The organism is Halomonas sp. EF61 (genome assembly GCF_040147045.1).
Lineage (GTDB): Bacteria > Pseudomonadota > Gammaproteobacteria > Pseudomonadales > Halomonadaceae > Halomonas > Halomonas litopenaei.
Window position 1 is genome coordinate 914,867 of record NZ_JAMSHM010000002.1, and the last position, 15,207, is coordinate 930,073.

14 protein-coding genes are annotated in these 15,207 nt (G+C 65.4%); 1 reads left to right on the forward strand and 13 read right to left on the reverse strand.

Annotated features, from left to right (window positions below):
• Window positions 1–90 precede the first annotated feature (90 nt).
• The gene (locus tag NFI08_RS12895) at window positions 91–477 is read right to left on the reverse strand and encodes an RNA-binding S4 domain-containing protein (RefSeq protein WP_108131399.1); all 387 of its coding nucleotides are present in this window, start codon (window positions 475–477) and stop codon (window positions 91–93) included.
• Window positions 470–1,150, reverse strand: a complete 681-nt coding sequence (yrfG, locus tag NFI08_RS12900) for a GMP/IMP nucleotidase (protein WP_045994132.1) — start codon at window positions 1,148–1,150, stop codon at window positions 470–472. Before yrfG ends, NFI08_RS12895 begins: the two co-directional genes overlap by 8 nt.
• Window positions 1,151–1,410: 260 nt before the next feature.
• Here yrfG and nudE point away from each other — a divergent pair, with 260 nt between their 5' ends.
• A complete protein-coding gene (gene nudE / locus NFI08_RS12905) occupies window positions 1,411–1,995 on the forward strand; it encodes an ADP compounds hydrolase NudE (protein WP_045993076.1) in 585 nt (194 codons plus the stop codon).
• A gap of 122 nt (window positions 1,996–2,117) precedes the next feature.
• On the opposite strand, the gene NFI08_RS12910 is transcribed toward nudE, so the two are convergent.
• The 11 genes from NFI08_RS12910 to nrdR form a co-directional block, all read right to left on the reverse strand.
• Window positions 2,118–3,209: an oxidoreductase gene (locus tag NFI08_RS12910; protein WP_349589834.1), complete on the reverse strand. Its 1,092-nt coding sequence runs from the start codon at window positions 3,207–3,209 to the stop codon at window positions 2,118–2,120.
• A 246-nt stretch (window positions 3,210–3,455) separates the two neighbouring features.
• On the reverse strand, window positions 3,456–5,303 hold the full coding sequence (ilvD, locus tag NFI08_RS12915; protein ID WP_286986152.1) for a dihydroxy-acid dehydratase: 1,848 nt from the start codon (window positions 5,301–5,303) through the stop codon (window positions 3,456–3,458).
• A 290-nt stretch (window positions 5,304–5,593) separates the two neighbouring features.
• On the reverse strand, window positions 5,594–8,041 hold the full coding sequence (gene lon / locus NFI08_RS12920) for an endopeptidase La (protein ID WP_108448155.1): 2,448 nt from the start codon (window positions 8,039–8,041) through the stop codon (window positions 5,594–5,596).
• Window positions 8,042–8,234: 193 nt separating this feature from the next.
• Window positions 8,235–9,491 (reverse strand): DUF945 family protein, encoded by a 1,257-nt coding sequence (locus tag NFI08_RS12925; RefSeq protein WP_222568151.1) that lies wholly within the window; start codon window positions 9,489–9,491, stop codon window positions 8,235–8,237.
• A 59-nt stretch (window positions 9,492–9,550) separates the two neighbouring features.
• A complete protein-coding gene (locus NFI08_RS12930; protein WP_045993081.1) occupies window positions 9,551–10,024 on the reverse strand; it encodes a phosphatidylglycerophosphatase A family protein in 474 nt (157 codons plus the stop codon).
• A complete protein-coding gene (gene thiL / locus NFI08_RS12935) occupies window positions 10,021–10,980 on the reverse strand; it encodes a thiamine-phosphate kinase (protein ID WP_222568152.1) in 960 nt (319 codons plus the stop codon). The genes NFI08_RS12930 and thiL overlap by 4 nt, the downstream gene beginning before the upstream one ends.
• Window positions 10,981–10,992: 12 nt before the next feature.
• Window positions 10,993–11,493, reverse strand: coding sequence for a transcription antitermination factor NusB (gene nusB / locus NFI08_RS12940; RefSeq protein ID WP_045993083.1), 501 nt, complete (start codon window positions 11,491–11,493; stop codon window positions 10,993–10,995).
• Window positions 11,490–11,987: a 6,7-dimethyl-8-ribityllumazine synthase gene (gene ribH, locus NFI08_RS12945; RefSeq protein ID WP_045993084.1), complete on the reverse strand. Its 498-nt coding sequence runs from the start codon at window positions 11,985–11,987 to the stop codon at window positions 11,490–11,492. The genes nusB and ribH overlap by 4 nt, the downstream gene beginning before the upstream one ends.
• 121 nt (window positions 11,988–12,108) lie before the next feature.
• The gene (gene ribBA / locus NFI08_RS12950) at window positions 12,109–13,254 is read right to left on the reverse strand and encodes a bifunctional 3,4-dihydroxy-2-butanone-4-phosphate synthase/GTP cyclohydrolase II (RefSeq protein WP_349589841.1); all 1,146 of its coding nucleotides are present in this window, start codon (window positions 13,252–13,254) and stop codon (window positions 12,109–12,111) included.
• Window positions 13,255–13,462: 208 nt separating this feature from the next.
• Entirely contained in the window at window positions 13,463–14,623 is a 1,161-nt protein-coding gene (gene ribD, locus NFI08_RS12955) for a bifunctional diaminohydroxyphosphoribosylaminopyrimidine deaminase/5-amino-6-(5-phosphoribosylamino)uracil reductase RibD (RefSeq protein WP_349589844.1), read from the reverse strand.
• Complete coding sequence (gene nrdR, locus NFI08_RS12960) at window positions 14,620–15,105, reverse strand: transcriptional regulator NrdR (RefSeq protein ID WP_045993087.1); 486 nt, start codon at window positions 15,103–15,105, stop codon at window positions 14,620–14,622. The genes ribD and nrdR overlap by 4 nt, the downstream gene beginning before the upstream one ends.
• Window positions 15,106–15,207: the final 102 nt, after the last annotated feature.

Genomic DNA, 15,207 nt, shown 5'->3' on the forward strand with positions numbered 1-15,207 from the left:
TCTCTGCTGGGCGCGCCCCGGCGGGCGCGCGTCTGACGAAAAGAAGAAGGGTGTTCGACGAGGGCGCTGGGATGAGCGAGACGCGCGCCGTCAGGAGCCGCCCTCGCGCTGGAAGCGCTTGATATCGCGGCGCGCCCGCTTGTCGGGGCGCTTGAGCGGATGTTTGAAGACCTCGTTGGCCTGGCGGCGCTGATCGGCCTCGCGCTCGCGACGTTCTCGACTCTGCTCGGTCTCCTGGTACAGCCGCCGCGCCTCCGGCGCCCCACGACGCTGCTCGCTGACCTCGAGCACCTCGACCTCCCACACATCCCAGCCCTGAGGCGCACGTATCAACATGCCGGGGCTCACCGACTTGCTGGTCTTGGCCCTGGCCCCGTCGACCTCGACCTTGCCACCCTCGATGGCCTTCTTGGCCAGGGCGCGGGTCTTGAAGAATCGTGCCGCCCACAGCCACTTGTCGAGTCTGACGCTATCCACGGGGGGCCTCCGGAGTCTGCGGCGCCGAGGGCATGATATCGGCGAAACGGTCCAGCGCGATAAAGTCCTTGAGCGACTTCTCCGGCCGCCGGCTGTCCGGCTGGCGGATCCCCAGCAGATGGCGAATACCGTACTCGCGGGCGCTTTCGAGCACCACCGCGTTGTCGTCGATGAACAGGGTCCGCTCGCGGTCGAAGGGTTCGATCTCGTTGAGCGCATGCCAGAACGCCTGTTCTTCCTTGGGCTCGCCGATATCGGCAGACGACACGATGGCGTCCAGGTAGTCGTCGAGGCCCGTCAGCGGCAGCTTCAGCGCCAGACTCTCGCGATCGGCATTGGTCGCCAGTACCACTCGCGGATGGGCGCTCTTGAGCCAGCCCAGAAAGTCCAGAGCATCGCCGCGCAGGCCGATCAGATGCTGGACCTCGCGCTTGAGCGCGACGATATCCACGTCGAGCTCGCGGCTCCAGTAGGCCAGGCTGTACCAGTTGAGGGTGCCCTGCTCCCGGATGATCCGCGCGCGCACCACTTCCTGGGTGGCCTCATCCAGCTTGTGCAGTTCAACGTAGCGGCGAGGCAGATGCTCCAGCCAGAAATGACTGTCGAAGTGCAAGTCCAGCAAGGTGCCGTCCATGTCCAGCAGCACGGTATCGATGGTGTCCCAATCGAGCATTACCTCATCTCCCGCCATCACCAGCTCAATGCTTGTTCCACTGCGCCGGCGAACGTCCGCCGACACCTGAGTAACGTGTTAGTGTACCTCAAAGGCATTCGGGCTCGCAGCCCGGGCGCTTGCGCCTGGTCTCGGCCCGGTGCGGACGGCGGATGTCCCGCGACGCCGCCAACCCCATGTTCATTACGCTAGTCATTGCGCTATTCGTTGCGTTATTCATTACGCGATCCACCAGCCCATCCCACCGCCCAGGAGCCCCCATGGACGACAGTTCCCCGGAAAAACCCCGCATCCTCTCACGCAAGACCGTCGCCGAGAGCCGTCTGTTCCGGGTCGAGGAACTCGAACTGCGCTTTTCCAACGGCGCCGAGCGTCACTTCGAACGGCTGCTTGGCAACGGCAAGGGCATCGGCGCGGTCATGATCGTCGCCATGCCCGACCCCGACCATGTGCTGCTCATCCGAGAGTACGCCGCCGGTTTCGAGGACTATGTGCTGACCCTGCCCAAGGGCGTCGTGGACCCCGGCGAGGACATCGTCACCGCCGCCAACCGCGAGCTGATGGAAGAGTGTGGTGTGGGCGCCCGGCGTATCGAACCGCTGGTCGAGCTATCCCTGTCGCCCAACTATATGCGCCAGCGTATGCAGGTCATGCTGGCGAGCGACCTCTACCCCAAGCGCCTGGAGGGCGATGAGCCGGAGCCGCTGGTGGTGGAGACCCATGCGCTGGACAGCATAACCGCCCTGCTCGCCCGGGAGGACTTCCACGAGGCCCGCGCCATCGCCGCGCTGTACATCGCCCGGGACAAGCTCAAGGGCGAGCAGGCCGATACCTCACTTTGGTAAGACTCGCTCTGGCAAGACCCACCTTGCCAATACGACCAGGGGGCCCCGACGGCCCCCTGGTCAACGTGCCCTGGTCGAATTTCCTTGGCCAAGGCCCTCTTGTCATGCCTGGCTGATTCGCCTCAGCGACGGGCATGCAGCCGGCGGAGGTTGCTGTTGCCTTCCTTCAGGCGCACCCAGCGCCCCTGGCGGTAGCTGTCGAGCCCCGCTTCCAGCAAGGTCATCACGTCCACCGCCTGCTCGCCGGACACCGGCGGCGGGTCGCCATGCAGCAGGGTCTGGGCGACGGCAGTGTAAAAGGCGGGATAATTGCCCGGTTCCGACAACCACTCTTCGGTGACCAGGTCCGGCTCCTCGACGCTGCCTCGGTTGAGGGTCAGTTGTCCCGGCGCATCGTCGACGCCCCAGTCTTCACTCGGCATCAGTCCCTGCTTGAGCCAGCCTTCCTGGGGGTCGAGCCCGTAGATCGAATAGCTGCCCTCGGTGCCGTGCACCACGAAGCGCGGGCTGGGCTCGGCTACCAGCGAACTGGCCTGCAGGGTCACCCTGAGGCGGTCGTACTCGAGCAGCGCCAGAAAGTCGTCATCTACCTCGGCGCCGTCTCTGGCGGAGGCCAGTTCCAGCAGAATTGCCCGAGGCATGCCGAACAGCTCTATGGCCTGATCGAGCAGATGCGGGCCGAGGTCGTACCAGATGCCGCCACCGGGCTTGTGCTGCTCTCGCCAGCGGTTGTTCACCGCCGGTCGATAGCGATCGAATCGCGAGGTGAAGGACGTCACTCGCCCCAGCCGGCCCTGCTCCAGAAGCTTGCGCACCGTCAGGAAGTCGCAGTCCCAGCGACGATTGTGAAACACGCTGAGCAGCAATTCCGAGCGGTCCGCCTGGGCGCGGAGCTGACGCGCCTCCGAGGCCGACACCGTGATCGGCTTGTCCACCACCACGTGCTTGCCTGCCGCAAGGGCCGCCTTGGCCATGGCATAGTGCTGCTCGTTGGGCGTGGCAATCACGATCAGGTCAACGTGGCGCACCTCGAGCAGCTCGTTGAGCTTGGCGTGCACCGTCACGTCCGGAAGGTCACGCAAGACCTTGTCGGCGTCGGAGCTGACCACCGAGGTCAGCTCGAGCCCTGGCGCGGCCTGGATCAAGGGGGCATGGAAGGTCTTGGCAGCCATGCCGTAACCCACCAGGCCCACATTGAGAGTCTGTGTTTTCATAGCGGTCCCCGTGCCTGCATCTCGCCCATCTTGTCGAGGGCTTCTTTGATCTGTCGATCCCCTGTCACGTCAGAATGACCAAATCCCCGGAAATTATCGAGTTCCGGCGTACACGCAAGCTGATTCAGTGAGCTGATCGGTCGCTCTTTTTGCCCATGGTGTCGCCTGAGCGCCGGACGCCATCAACGATGAAGGCCGGCGTATGCCGGCCTTCATCGAGCTACTCTGTGCTAAAAAGCGCAGATACTAGTCGTCAAGCTTTTCCAGATCGCGCACCGCGCCCATGTCTGCCGAGGTGGCCAACAAGGCATAGGCCTTCAGCGCGGGAGTCACCTTGCGCAGACGCTGAATGCTCGGCTTCCAGGCATCCTTGCCGCGCTCCTGCTGGCGCTGGCGGCGCTCGGCAAGCTCGGCGTCGTCCAGCAGGACATTGATGGTCCGAGCGGGGATATCGATACGGATACGGTCGCCGCTTTCCACCAGAGCGATGGCGCCGCCGGCGGCAGCCTCCGGCGAGACGTGGCCGATCGACAGCCCTGAGGTGCCGCCGGAAAAGCGTCCGTCGGTGAGCAGGGCGCAGCCCTTGCCCAGCCCCTTGGACTTGAGATAGGACGTCGGGTAGAGCATCTCCTGCATGCCCGGGCCGCCCTTGGGGCCTTCGTAGCGGATCACCACCACGTCGCCTTCCTTCACCTTGTCGCCAAGGATATGTTCCACCGCCTGATCCTGAGACTCGACCACGTGGGCCGGCCCTTCGAACACCAGGATGCTGTCGTCGACGCCGGCGGTCTTCACCACACAGCCGTTCTCGGCGATGTTGCCCTTCAGCACGGCGAGCCCGCCCTCCTTGGAGAAGGCGTGTTCGTAGTCGCGGATACAACCGGTGGCGCGGTCACCGTCCAGGCTCGGCCAGCGGGCGCTCTGGGAAAACGCCGTCTGGGTCGGGATACCACCGGGGCCGGCCTTGAAGAAGTTGACCACCTCCGCCGACGGATTGCGCATGATGTCCCACTCGTCGAGGGCCAGCTTGAGGCTGTCGCCGTAGACCGTGGGCACCGAGGTATCCAGCACTCCGGCGCGATCCAGCTCGCCGAGGATCGCCATGATGCCGCCGGCCCGGTGCACGTCCTCGATGTGATACTTCTGGGTATTGGGCGCCACCTTACACAGCTGAGGGACTTCGCGGCTCAGCCGGTCGATGTCCATCATGTTGAAGTCGACGCCTGCCTCCTGGGCGGCGGCCAGCAGGTGCAGGATGGTGTTGGTGGAGCCGCCCATGGCGATATCCAGGGTCATGGCGTTCTTGAACGCCGCCTTGGAGCCGATGGCACGGGGCAGCAGGTGCGCTTCGTCACCTTCGTAGTAGCGCCTGGCCAGCTCGACGATGCGCTCGCCCGCCGTCTCGAACAGGCGGCGGCGATCGGCGTGGGTGGCCAGCACCGTGCCGTTGCCCGGCAACGCCAGACCCAGCGCCTCGGTCAGGCAGTTCATGGAGTTGGCAGTGAACATGCCGGAGCAGCTGCCACAGGTGGGGCAGGCGCTGCGCTCGACCTCGTTCAGGGTTTCCTCGTCCACCGAATCGTCGGCGGCCATGACCATGGCGTCCACCAGGTCCAGGCCGTGATCCAGCAGCTTGGTCTTGCCGGCTTCCATGGGGCCGCCGGAGACGAAGATCACCGGCACGTTGAGGCGCATGGCGGCCATCAACATTCCAGGCGTGATCTTGTCGCAGTTGGAGATGCACACCAGAGCGTCGGCGCAGTGGGCGTTGACCATGTACTCCACGCTGTCGGCGATCAGATCGCGGCTCGGCAGCGAATAGAGCATACCGTCGTGGCCCATGGCGATACCGTCGTCCACGGCGATGGTGTTGAATTCCTTGGCCACACCGCCGGCCTTTTCGATTTCACGGGCGACCAGCTGGCCCATGTCCTTCAGGTGAACGTGGCCCGGCACGAACTGGGTGAAGGAGTTCGCCACCGCGATGATCGGCTTCTGGAAGTCGCCATCCTTCATGCCGGTGGCGCGCCACAGGGCGCGAGCGCCGGCCATGTTGCGACCGGCGGTGGTGGTACGGGAGCGATACTCAGGCATGGAATCCTCGTCATTTTTCGTCCACCCGTGATGCAGAAGGCAACCGGGCGGTGTCGCGTGTCCAGACTGTCGATTCTGTCACGCACAGACGGCACTGACTAGCCTTGCACAGGCCATCACGCCACGGGCCCGAGAACCGCGTCATGCGGCCTCGGGCCCGATCCGGAACGGCTTGACGGCTCACTGTCGGCGAAATGCACCGTCATATTGCCGTTAGGCGAACACCACCTTGGCGACATCCCTGCAGTGGCCGACGAGAGCGGTCGGCGAAATGCGCCGAAGTGCCGTCGTTAGCCAAATACCACCTTGGCGACGTCCTTATAGCGATTGGCGAAATGCACGGTCATGCCGTCCTTGAGGTACTCCGGCAGTTCGTCATAATCGCGCCGATTGGCCTCGGGCAGGATCACCTCGAAGATATCGCTGCGGCGCGCGGCGATGACCTTCTCGCGGATCCCGCCCACCGGCAGCACCTGTCCGGTCAGCGTCAGCTCCCCGGTCATCGCCAGGTTGCGCTCGATGGACTGATGACGCGCCAGTGACAGCAGCGCCGTGGTCATGGTCACCCCCGCCGAGGGGCCATCCTTGGGGGTGGCGCCTTCCGGCACGTGCAGGTGAACAAAGGAGGCATCGAAGAAGCCGGCATCGGCGCCGTACTCGGTCAGGTGCCCCTGAACATAGCTGTAGGCGATGTTGGCCGACTCCTTCATCACGTCGCCCAATTGGCCTGTTAGCTTGAAGCCGCGATCCAGCCCGTGCACCTTGCCGGCCTCGATGGACAGGGTGGCACCGCCCATGGAGGTCCAGGCCAGGCCGGTGACCACGCCCTGCCCTTTCATCACCTTTTCCTTGCGGAACAGCGGGGCACCGAGGAATTCCTCGAGGTTCTTGAGCGAGACCTTGACCGTCGCCTGGTCGTTTTCCAGAAGCTTGACGGCGGCCTTGCGCACGATCCGGTGCAGCTGTTTCTCCAGTTGCCTGACACCGGCCTCCCTGGCGTAGCCCTCGACCACCTGGCGCAGGGCTGCGGCGGTCAGATTGATACGCTTTTTGGGGATATTGTCGCGCTTGAGCAGCTTGGGCCAGAGGTGGTTCCTGGCGATGGCCTGCTTCTCTTCGGCGATATAGCCCGACAGGCGAATCTGCTCCATACGGTCGAGCAACGCCGGCGGGATGGAATCCAGGGTATTGGCGGTGCACACGAACAGCACCTTGGACAGATCCAGACGCACGTCCAGGTAGTGGTCGAGGAAGTCGACGTTCTGCTCCGGGTCCAGCACCTCGAGCAAGGCCGAGGCCGGATCACCCTGGAAGGACTGGCCCATCTTGTCGATCTCGTCGAGCATGATCACCGGGTTCTCGACCTCGACCTCCTTGAGCGCCTGGACCAGCTTGCCGGGCATGGCGCCGACGTAGGTGCGCCGGTGGCCCTTGATCTCGGCCTCGTCGCGCATGCCACCCACCGAGAAGCGATAGAACTCACGGCCGAGCGCCTCGGCGATGGAGCGACCGATGGAGGTCTTGCCGACACCTGGTGGTCCCACCAGCAGCACGATGGAGCCCCCCACGTCACCCTTGAAGGTGCCCTCGGCGAGGAACTCGACGATCCGCTCCTTGACGTCGGTGAGTCCGTCATGGTCGCGGTCGAGTACCTGTCTGGCGTGGGCCAGGTCCAGCTGGTCCTGGCTGCGCTGGCCCCAGGGCATGGCCGTCAGCCAGTCCAGATAGTTGCGGGTGGTGCCATATTCGGGCGAACCGGTCTCGAGCACCGACAGCTTGGCCAGCTCGTCGTCGATGCGTTCCTGCACCCGCTCGGGCACCTCGCGGCCCTCGAGGCGCGCGCGGAAGGTGTCGACGTCGTTTTCACGGTCGTCCTTGGAGATGCCCAGCTCACGCTGGATCACCTTGAGCTGCTCGCGCAGGAAGAATTCGCGCTGACGCTCCTGCATCTGGGCGTTGACCTGCTCGCTGATCTCGCTCTGCAGCTGCGCCACCTCGATCTCCTTGCGCAGCAGCGGCAGCACCTTCTGCATCCGCGGCACCACCGGCAGCGTGGCGAGCACGTCCTGCAGCTCCTGCCCCTGGGCGGAGGTGATGGCGGCGGCGAAGTCGGTCAACGGGCCCGGCTCGTGGGGACTGAAGCGATTGAGGTAGTGCTTGAGTTCCTCGCCGTACAGCGGATTGATCGGCAACAGTTCCTTGATGCCGTTGATCAGCGCCATGGCGTAGGCGCGGGTCTCGTCTTCCTCCGCGTCCACCGGCTCACGAGGGTAGGACACCTCGACCAGAAACGGCGGGGTGCGCGACAGCCAGCGCTCGATCTTGAAGCGTCGCACGCCCTGGGCGATGAACTGGATCTGGTTGTCCTCGCCCTGCAGCTTGTGGGCCTTGACCGCGGTGCCGATGGTCGGAAAGTCCTCGTGGGACAGCTCCTCGACACCGGCCTCTCCGACGAAGGCGAGACCGACGGTGTCATGGGGCGTATTGGCGACCCGCTCGATGGTCTCGGACCAGCGTTCGCGGTTGATCACCAGCGGCTGCACCTGGGCGGGAAAGAAGGGACGATTGTGAATCGGCAACAGGTAAAGCCGTTCCGGCAGCGAGGCGCTGGCAGGAATCACCGCATGGCCCTGGACCTGCTCGCCATCGGCCAGGCCGTCCGCGGTTCCGTCTTCGGCGTCGCCACTCATGGGAATCCAGTCCAGATCGTCGGACCGGGGATCGCGATCATCGCTCATGGTGTCCTCATCCTGAAGTAGGGGGCGTCTTGCCCGTCTGGGTATCAGCAATGCGGGCGACCACGACCAAGTTCAAGGCGTGACAGGAGGATAGCAGCAGAGTGACGCCATCGGGGACGCTGTCGGGCCCAGCCGGGAGGGACTCAGGGGACAGGAATCTGGTGGCTCTTCTGACGGTGTGAGCGGAGTCCGCTCAACCACCCAGGAGCGGTGGTACCGGACGTCCGTTGATCCGCAGTCGCCCCTTGACCACGTCGATGCCCAGCATCGAGGTATCCAGCGGCAACCCCAGCCACAGCGCGACCACGGCCGGCGGATCACGCCATTCGAAGTCTCCGTCCAGGCGCTGGCGAAAGCGCTCGCGCATCTCGGGGCGATCCAGCGACAGCAGGCTCAGCGACGCAAGGTCTCGGGGGTCCAGCACCAGCACGCCCTCGCCCTTGAGACTCAGTCCCAGCATGGGGCTGTCGAGATCCACGTCCTTCAGATCCAGACGCGGAGAGTCCTTGAGCAACTGGGCCAGGGCGCGATCCATCGCCGAGTAGGCCTCGGCGTCCTCGAGCGAGACGGTGCCTAGCGCGGTCTTGTGACGCGCCAGGGCCACCACCGAACGCAGCGCCTCGGCGTTGATGCGAGACAGCTCCAGACTGACCTCGCCGTCCACCAGCATGTCGTCGCCGGAGCGCACCTCACCGATGGTCAAGGTGCTCTGCAGCCTCAGCTCGCTGTCATCCAGCAGGGTGCGGGCCTCGAGCACCAGTTCGGTGCCATCCAGGTTGACCTGAGGGTGACGCAGACTGACGGCGTCCAGGGTCAGCTTGTCCTGCTGGGTGAAGTGCAGGGCCCCGGGGGTATAGGCGTAACGGCTTTCGTGATGGAGCGGGCCGATTTCCAGCACCGCGTCTCCATCGCGCAACTCGATCGCCTCCAGCAGCACCTGGGTGCGCCAGTCGCCATAGACTCCGTCAAAGGCGATACGTCCACCGGAGAATTGCAGCGAGCGAGGCGCTTCACCGGACGGAGACTGACTGATGAGAAATGGTGCCAGCCGCAACTCCCCCTGCAGGGTGCCCCCCAGGGTGCGGTAGTGAGCTTCCCAGCGGGGCGGGCTTGCCGGCATGGCATCACCGAACAGGCGCCGGTCGGCGTCGCCGACGTGTACGTCGAGCCGGCCAAAGACGCTGGTATCGAGTACGCCGTGGCGTGCCTCGTAGGGAATCGCAAGATGCCAGGCGTGACCGATCAGGGGAGCCACATGCAACACGCCGGAGGAACGCAGCCAGCCCTGCTCCACGTCGTCGCGCGAGATTCGCAGGTCACCGCGCGCCTCGAGATCGGCAAGCGCCCTCTCCAGTTCGCGCTCGAACAGCAGACTGGCGAGATACTGGGCCACCGCCCAGGCCAGCGCCAGCACCACCACCACCGGTACGATCCATCGTTCCTTGCGCATTCCTTGCCCTCTCTGCCGAGAGGAGCCTCCCTGCCCCCGTCGGCGTGACGATACGCTGTTCAGTGTAGCCAGAACCACAGGTGCATGGTGCACCAGGAGTAAACGCCGGCCATGACATCATCGACCATGATGCCGAAGCCGCCGGCGACGCGACGATCGGCCCAGCGAATGGGCCAGGGCTTGATCACGTCGAATACACGAAAGACAACGAAGCCCCACAGCGCCGCTTCCCACGAAAAGGGCACCGCCGCCATGGTCAGCCAGTAGCCGACAAACTCGTCCCAGACGATACCGGAGTGGTCGTGCACGCCGAGGTCCCGGGACGTCTTGTCGCACAGCCAGACACCCCAGACGAAGGTGATGGCGATCATCACCAGGTACCAGCCCAGGGTCAGCTCGGACAACAGCCAGTAGAAGGGAATGGCCGCCAGGGTCCCGAAGGTCCCCGGGGCAAAGGGCGCCGCCCCGCTGCCCAGCCCGAAGGCAAGAAAATGGGTCGGTCGACGCCACACGCTAGCCGGTGCTTTGTTCACGATGTCCCTCCGTGGAAATGTTGCCACCCCGGCAGCGAAGAGGCATTCACCCCTTGTATCCCCGGCGACGCGGTGACCTGGCCGATGGCAACGAAGGCGAGCCCCAGTTCTGCCAGTGCCAGGCGGGCCCGATCGAACGCCGCCGACGGCAGCGCCACGACCAGCTCGTAGTCGTCGCCGCCGGTCAGGGCGGCCTCTCGGGCCGCCTCGGTGCCGAGGGCCTCTACGAGCCCTTCGGCCAGAGGCAGCGCTTCGGCGTCAAGACGCGCCCCGACACCGCTGGCTTTCAGCAGGTGACCAAGGTCGGCAAGCAAGCCGTCGGAGACGTCGATGGCCGCGCTGGCCAGTCCCCGCAGCGCCAGACCTGCCTGCCAGCGCGCCTGGGGCAACAAGTAGCGGGCAAGCAGCGGTGACTCGAGATCTCGCTGACCCTCGTACCAGGCCGCCAGTCCCCCGGCGCCGCCACCCAGCGCACCGGTGACCGCCAGCACGTCGCCGGCGCGGGCACCGTCGCGACGCAGCGCCTCGCCCGCAGGTACCTCGCCCATCACGGTGACGCTGACGGCGCGCTGGCCCCGGGTGACGTCGCCCCCGACCAGGGTCATGTCCGCCTCGTCGCACACAGCATGGAAGCCCTGGGCGAACTTTGCCACCCACTGCTCTTCCACCTCGGGCAACGTCAGTGCCATCAGACACCAGCGCGGCTGCGCGCCCATGGCGGCCAGATCACTCAGGCTCACCGCCAGGGCGCGATGCCCCAGCGCCTGCGGCGGTGCGTCTTCGGGAAAATGCTGCCCTTCCACCGACGTGTCGACGCTGACGACCAGTTCGTGCCCTGGCGACGGGCGCATCAGGCAGGCGTCATCACCCACCCCGAGCGAGACGCCGGAGGCCTTGCCGGGCTCGCCCGTCGTGGGCGCCAGCCAGCGCTCGATGAGTTCGAATTCTCCGTACATCAGGCGCGACCTTCAGCGGCGACGGGCACTGACCTCGGCGCTTCTGAGCTTGATGGCCAGCTTGTCGAGAATGCTGTTGATGTACTTGTGGCCATCGGTGGCGCCAAAGGACTTGGCCAGCTCGACCCCTTCGTTGATCACCGCCCGATAAGGGACCTCCAGACGCTTGGACAGCTCGTAGGCCCCAAGGCGCAGGATCGCCAGCTCGATCGGATCGATGTCCTCGAGGCGGCGGTCCAGCAGCGGCGAGATCGAGGCGTCGAGCTCCTTGCGGTAGCGTGCGACGTTATGCAGTAGCTCATGGAACAGCGCCAGATCGGCGATTTCCATGACCTTGAGCCAGTTCTCGTGCACCTCCAGGTCGTCATCGGGCACCTGGCTGCGAAATTCGGCCTCGACCGCGGTGATGGACTTGTCGGTCATCTGCCACTGATAAAGTCCCTGCACCGCCAGCTCGCGAGCCGCACGGCGAGACTGCTGGGCCTTGCTGGGCGCACGCTGTTCGCGGCTCATGCGGGGGTCTCCTCGGCATCGTCACCAAAATGACGCAGCAGCGACACCATCTCCATGGCGGCCATGGCGGCTTCGACGCCCTTGTTACCGGCCTTGGTGCCGGCCCGCTCGATGGCCTGCTCGATGGAGTTGACCGTCAGCACACCGTTGGCCACCGGGGTGTCGAACTCCAGCTGTAGCCGCGACAGCGCGGAATTGCACTCGCCGGCCACGTGCTCGAAGTGCGGGGTACCGCCGCGAATGACCGCGCCGAGCGCGACCACGGCGTCGGGACGCGCCACCGCGAGCACACGCTTGACCGCCAGCGGCAGTTCCCAGGCACCCGGGACGTGGACGATGTCGATCATCTCCATGTCCACCCCGTGGCGCACCAGGCTGTCCACCGCGCCCTCGACCAGGCTATCTACCACATGGTGATTGAAGCGGCCCACGACGATCACGTAGCGGCCCTGGACGTCGACGAAGCTGCCTTCGACTTGGGAAATAGGTTGCATCTTGAATCTTCCTGAATGTACCGGCCTGGGGCCGGTAGTCGGGGTGACCCTGTCAAAGGGCCTGTCCCCTGGTAAAAACCGAAACACCGGACGCCAGCATTACTGCCTCGCCCGGCGTGAATCAACCGCTGATATCAGCTGGCGAGACGATGTCCACCACCTCGAGATCGAAACCCGACAGCGCGGAGAACTTCCACGGTGAGCTCAGCAGACGCATCCTGCCGACACCGAGCTCGCGCAGGATCTGGGAGCCGGTGCCGATGGTCAGGTAGTTGCCGGCGCCGTCGGACTCGCTGCCGCGAGCGGTGCGGCGGCGCTCCAGGAACACCTGCAGCATATCGTTGAGGTCCTGATGCGGACGCATGTCATCGAGCAGCACGAAGACACCCTGCTCGGCCCGCGCCACCTCTTCCAGCGCCTGGTGGGCGCGCCAGGAGGCGTCCTCGCCCTTGACCAGGCACATCAGGTCACGCATCTCGTTGGCCAGATGCACCCGCACCGTGGTCACGCTGTCCGGACTCGGCGAGCCCTTCACCAGCGCCAGGTGGTGCACCTTGTGGGTGCGGTCGAGAAAGACGTGGGCGGTCAGCTCACCGTAGGCGGTGGTCACTGGCAGTCGCTCGACCTCTTCTACCGTCTGCTCGTTGTGGATCCGGTAGTGGATCAGGTCGGCGATGGTGCCCATCTTGATCCCGTGGGTCTCGGCGAAGCGCTCGAGCTCAGGACGTCGGGCCATGCTGCCATCGTCGTTCATGACCTCACAGATCACACCGCTGGGATCACAACCGGCCAGGGCGGCCAGATCGCAGGCCGCCTCGGTGTGGCCGGCGCGCCGGAGCACGCCGCCGGGCTCGGCCATCAGCGGAAAGATGTGGCCGGGCTGGACGATGTCTTCTGCCTTGGCATTGCGCGCGCAGGCGGCCTGCACCGTGCGCGCGCGGTCAGCAGCGGAGATGCCGGTGCTGACCCCTTCGGCGGCCTCGATGGACAGGGTGAACTTGGTACCGAAACCGGAGCCGTTGTCCTGCACCATCAGCGGCAGCTTGAGCTGTTCGCAGCGCTCCCGGGTCATCGGCATGCAGATCAGACCACGGGCGTGAACCGCCATGAAGTTGATGTGCCAGGCCTCGACCTTCTCGGCGGCCATGATGATGTCACCTTCGTTTTCCCGATCCTCGTCGTCCATCAGGATCACCATGCGGCCCTGGCGGATATCCTCGACGAGTTCGGCAATAGGGGCCAGGCCCCCGCTGGAAGACTGCGACATGTATGCTCCCTGGATCTAAAATGGCCACTCGCGACGGCGGCCAGAAACCGCGTCAGGGTACCGTGGCGCGGCGTCGGGCGCCAGTCAAAGACAAAGACCTGACAGGGCGTCGGGCGCCGCTTATATCAAGATCGGACACTGCGACTCCGCGTTGGGCGCCGCTTATATGAAGCCCCGCTACTGCGATCCCCCGGCGACTTTCGTCGAATCAGTGCTCGGTGCAGGCGGCCAGCGCCGGGCGCGCAAGAATGCGCCAGTCCTTGCCGAGGGCGCGGATATCGAGAATTTCCAGAGGCCGTTGCTCGGCCATGCGTTCGATACCCGACAACGCCATCAGCCCGCGCGCGCCGGAGCCGAGCAGGGTCGGCGCCATGTAAAGACGCAACTCGTCCACCAGACAGGCATCCATCAAGGCACCTGCCAGGGTCGCGCCGGTCTCCACCAACAGCTCGTTGCAGCCGCCCTCGTCACCTAGCCACTTGAGCAGCGCGCCAAGATCGACGCGGCCGTCGTCGCCTGCTGGCATCTCCAGCACCCGCGCGCCGGAGCGCGTCAGCGCGTCTCTGCGAGGGGATTCGCTGCCCTCGACGCAGACCACCAGCGTCTCCCCTGGCTCGCTCAGGCAGGCCGCGGCCAGCGGCATGCGCAGGCGCGAGTCCACCACGACCCTCAGCGGCTGGCGTCGGGCGATGACTTCGGCGTCATCGAGCCCGAGCTGATCGGCACGCACCGTCAGCCGCGAGTTGTCGAAGATGATCGAATCCACCCCGGTGAGGATGGCGCAGCTCTGAGCCCGCAGCCGCTGGACGTCACGCCGAGCCTCGGCACCGGTGATCCACTGGGACTCGCCGGAGGCCATGGCGGTACGGCCGTCGAGGCTCATGGCGAGCTTGAGGCTGACCCGTGGACGCCCCCGGGTCATGCGCGACACGAAGCCGGCGTTCAATACCTGGGCGTCCGCCTCGAGGCAACCGAGCCTTACCTCGACCCCGGCGTCACGCAGTCGTGCGATACCGCGTCCCGCCACCTGAGGATTGGGATCCTGCATGGCTACCACTACCCTGGCGACACCGGCCTTGATCAAGGCATCGCAGCAAGGCCCTGTGCGCCCCTGGTGGGAGCAGGGTTCCAGCGTCACGTAAGCGGTGGCGCCTCGGGCGTGCTCACCGGCAGCCTCGAGTGCATGGACCTCGGCGTGGGGTTCCCCGGCGCGCTGATGGTAGCCGTCGGCCAGATGCTTGCCGTGCTTGACCAGTACGCAGCCGACCCTCGGATTGGGCATGGTGGTGTAGCGACCGCGTTCGGCCAGCTTCAATGCCCTGGCCATCCAGGCTTCATCCTGGCCTGCCGTGCTGTCCGTCGGATTCATGTGCTCTCCCCGGTGTCGGGCGAGAAACTCGGCTCCTGGGCCAGGCGGTCGATCTCGGCGCGAAATTCGTCGATATCCTGAAACCGTCGATAGACTGAGGCAAAGCGGATATAGGCCACCTGATCGAGGCGCTTGAGGGCATTCATCACCTCTTCACCGACCACCCGCGCCTGGACCTCGCGCTCGCCTCGTGCGCGCAGGTTCTGGCGGATACGTTCCACCGCCGCCTCGATCGACTCGGCGCTGACCGGGCGTTTTTCCAGCGCCCGCAGCATGCCGGCCCGCAGCTTGATCTCGTCGAACACCTCCCGCGAGCCATCGGCCTTGATGATCCGTGGCATGATAAGTTCAGCGGTCTCGTAGGTGGTGAAGCGCTCACCGCAGCCAGCACACTGCCGCCGTCGGCGCACCTGATCACCTTCGGCGACCAGCCGGGAGTCAGTCACTCGGGTCTCTTGGGCGCCACAGAAGGGGCAATGCATAGCGGACAGTCCGGCAGGAAAAATATGTCGCCATAGTGTAACGGCTGAGGCCTGCCCCGCCCAGCGCAATGGCCCAGGTCATCCGCGATTTCAGCTGAGTTG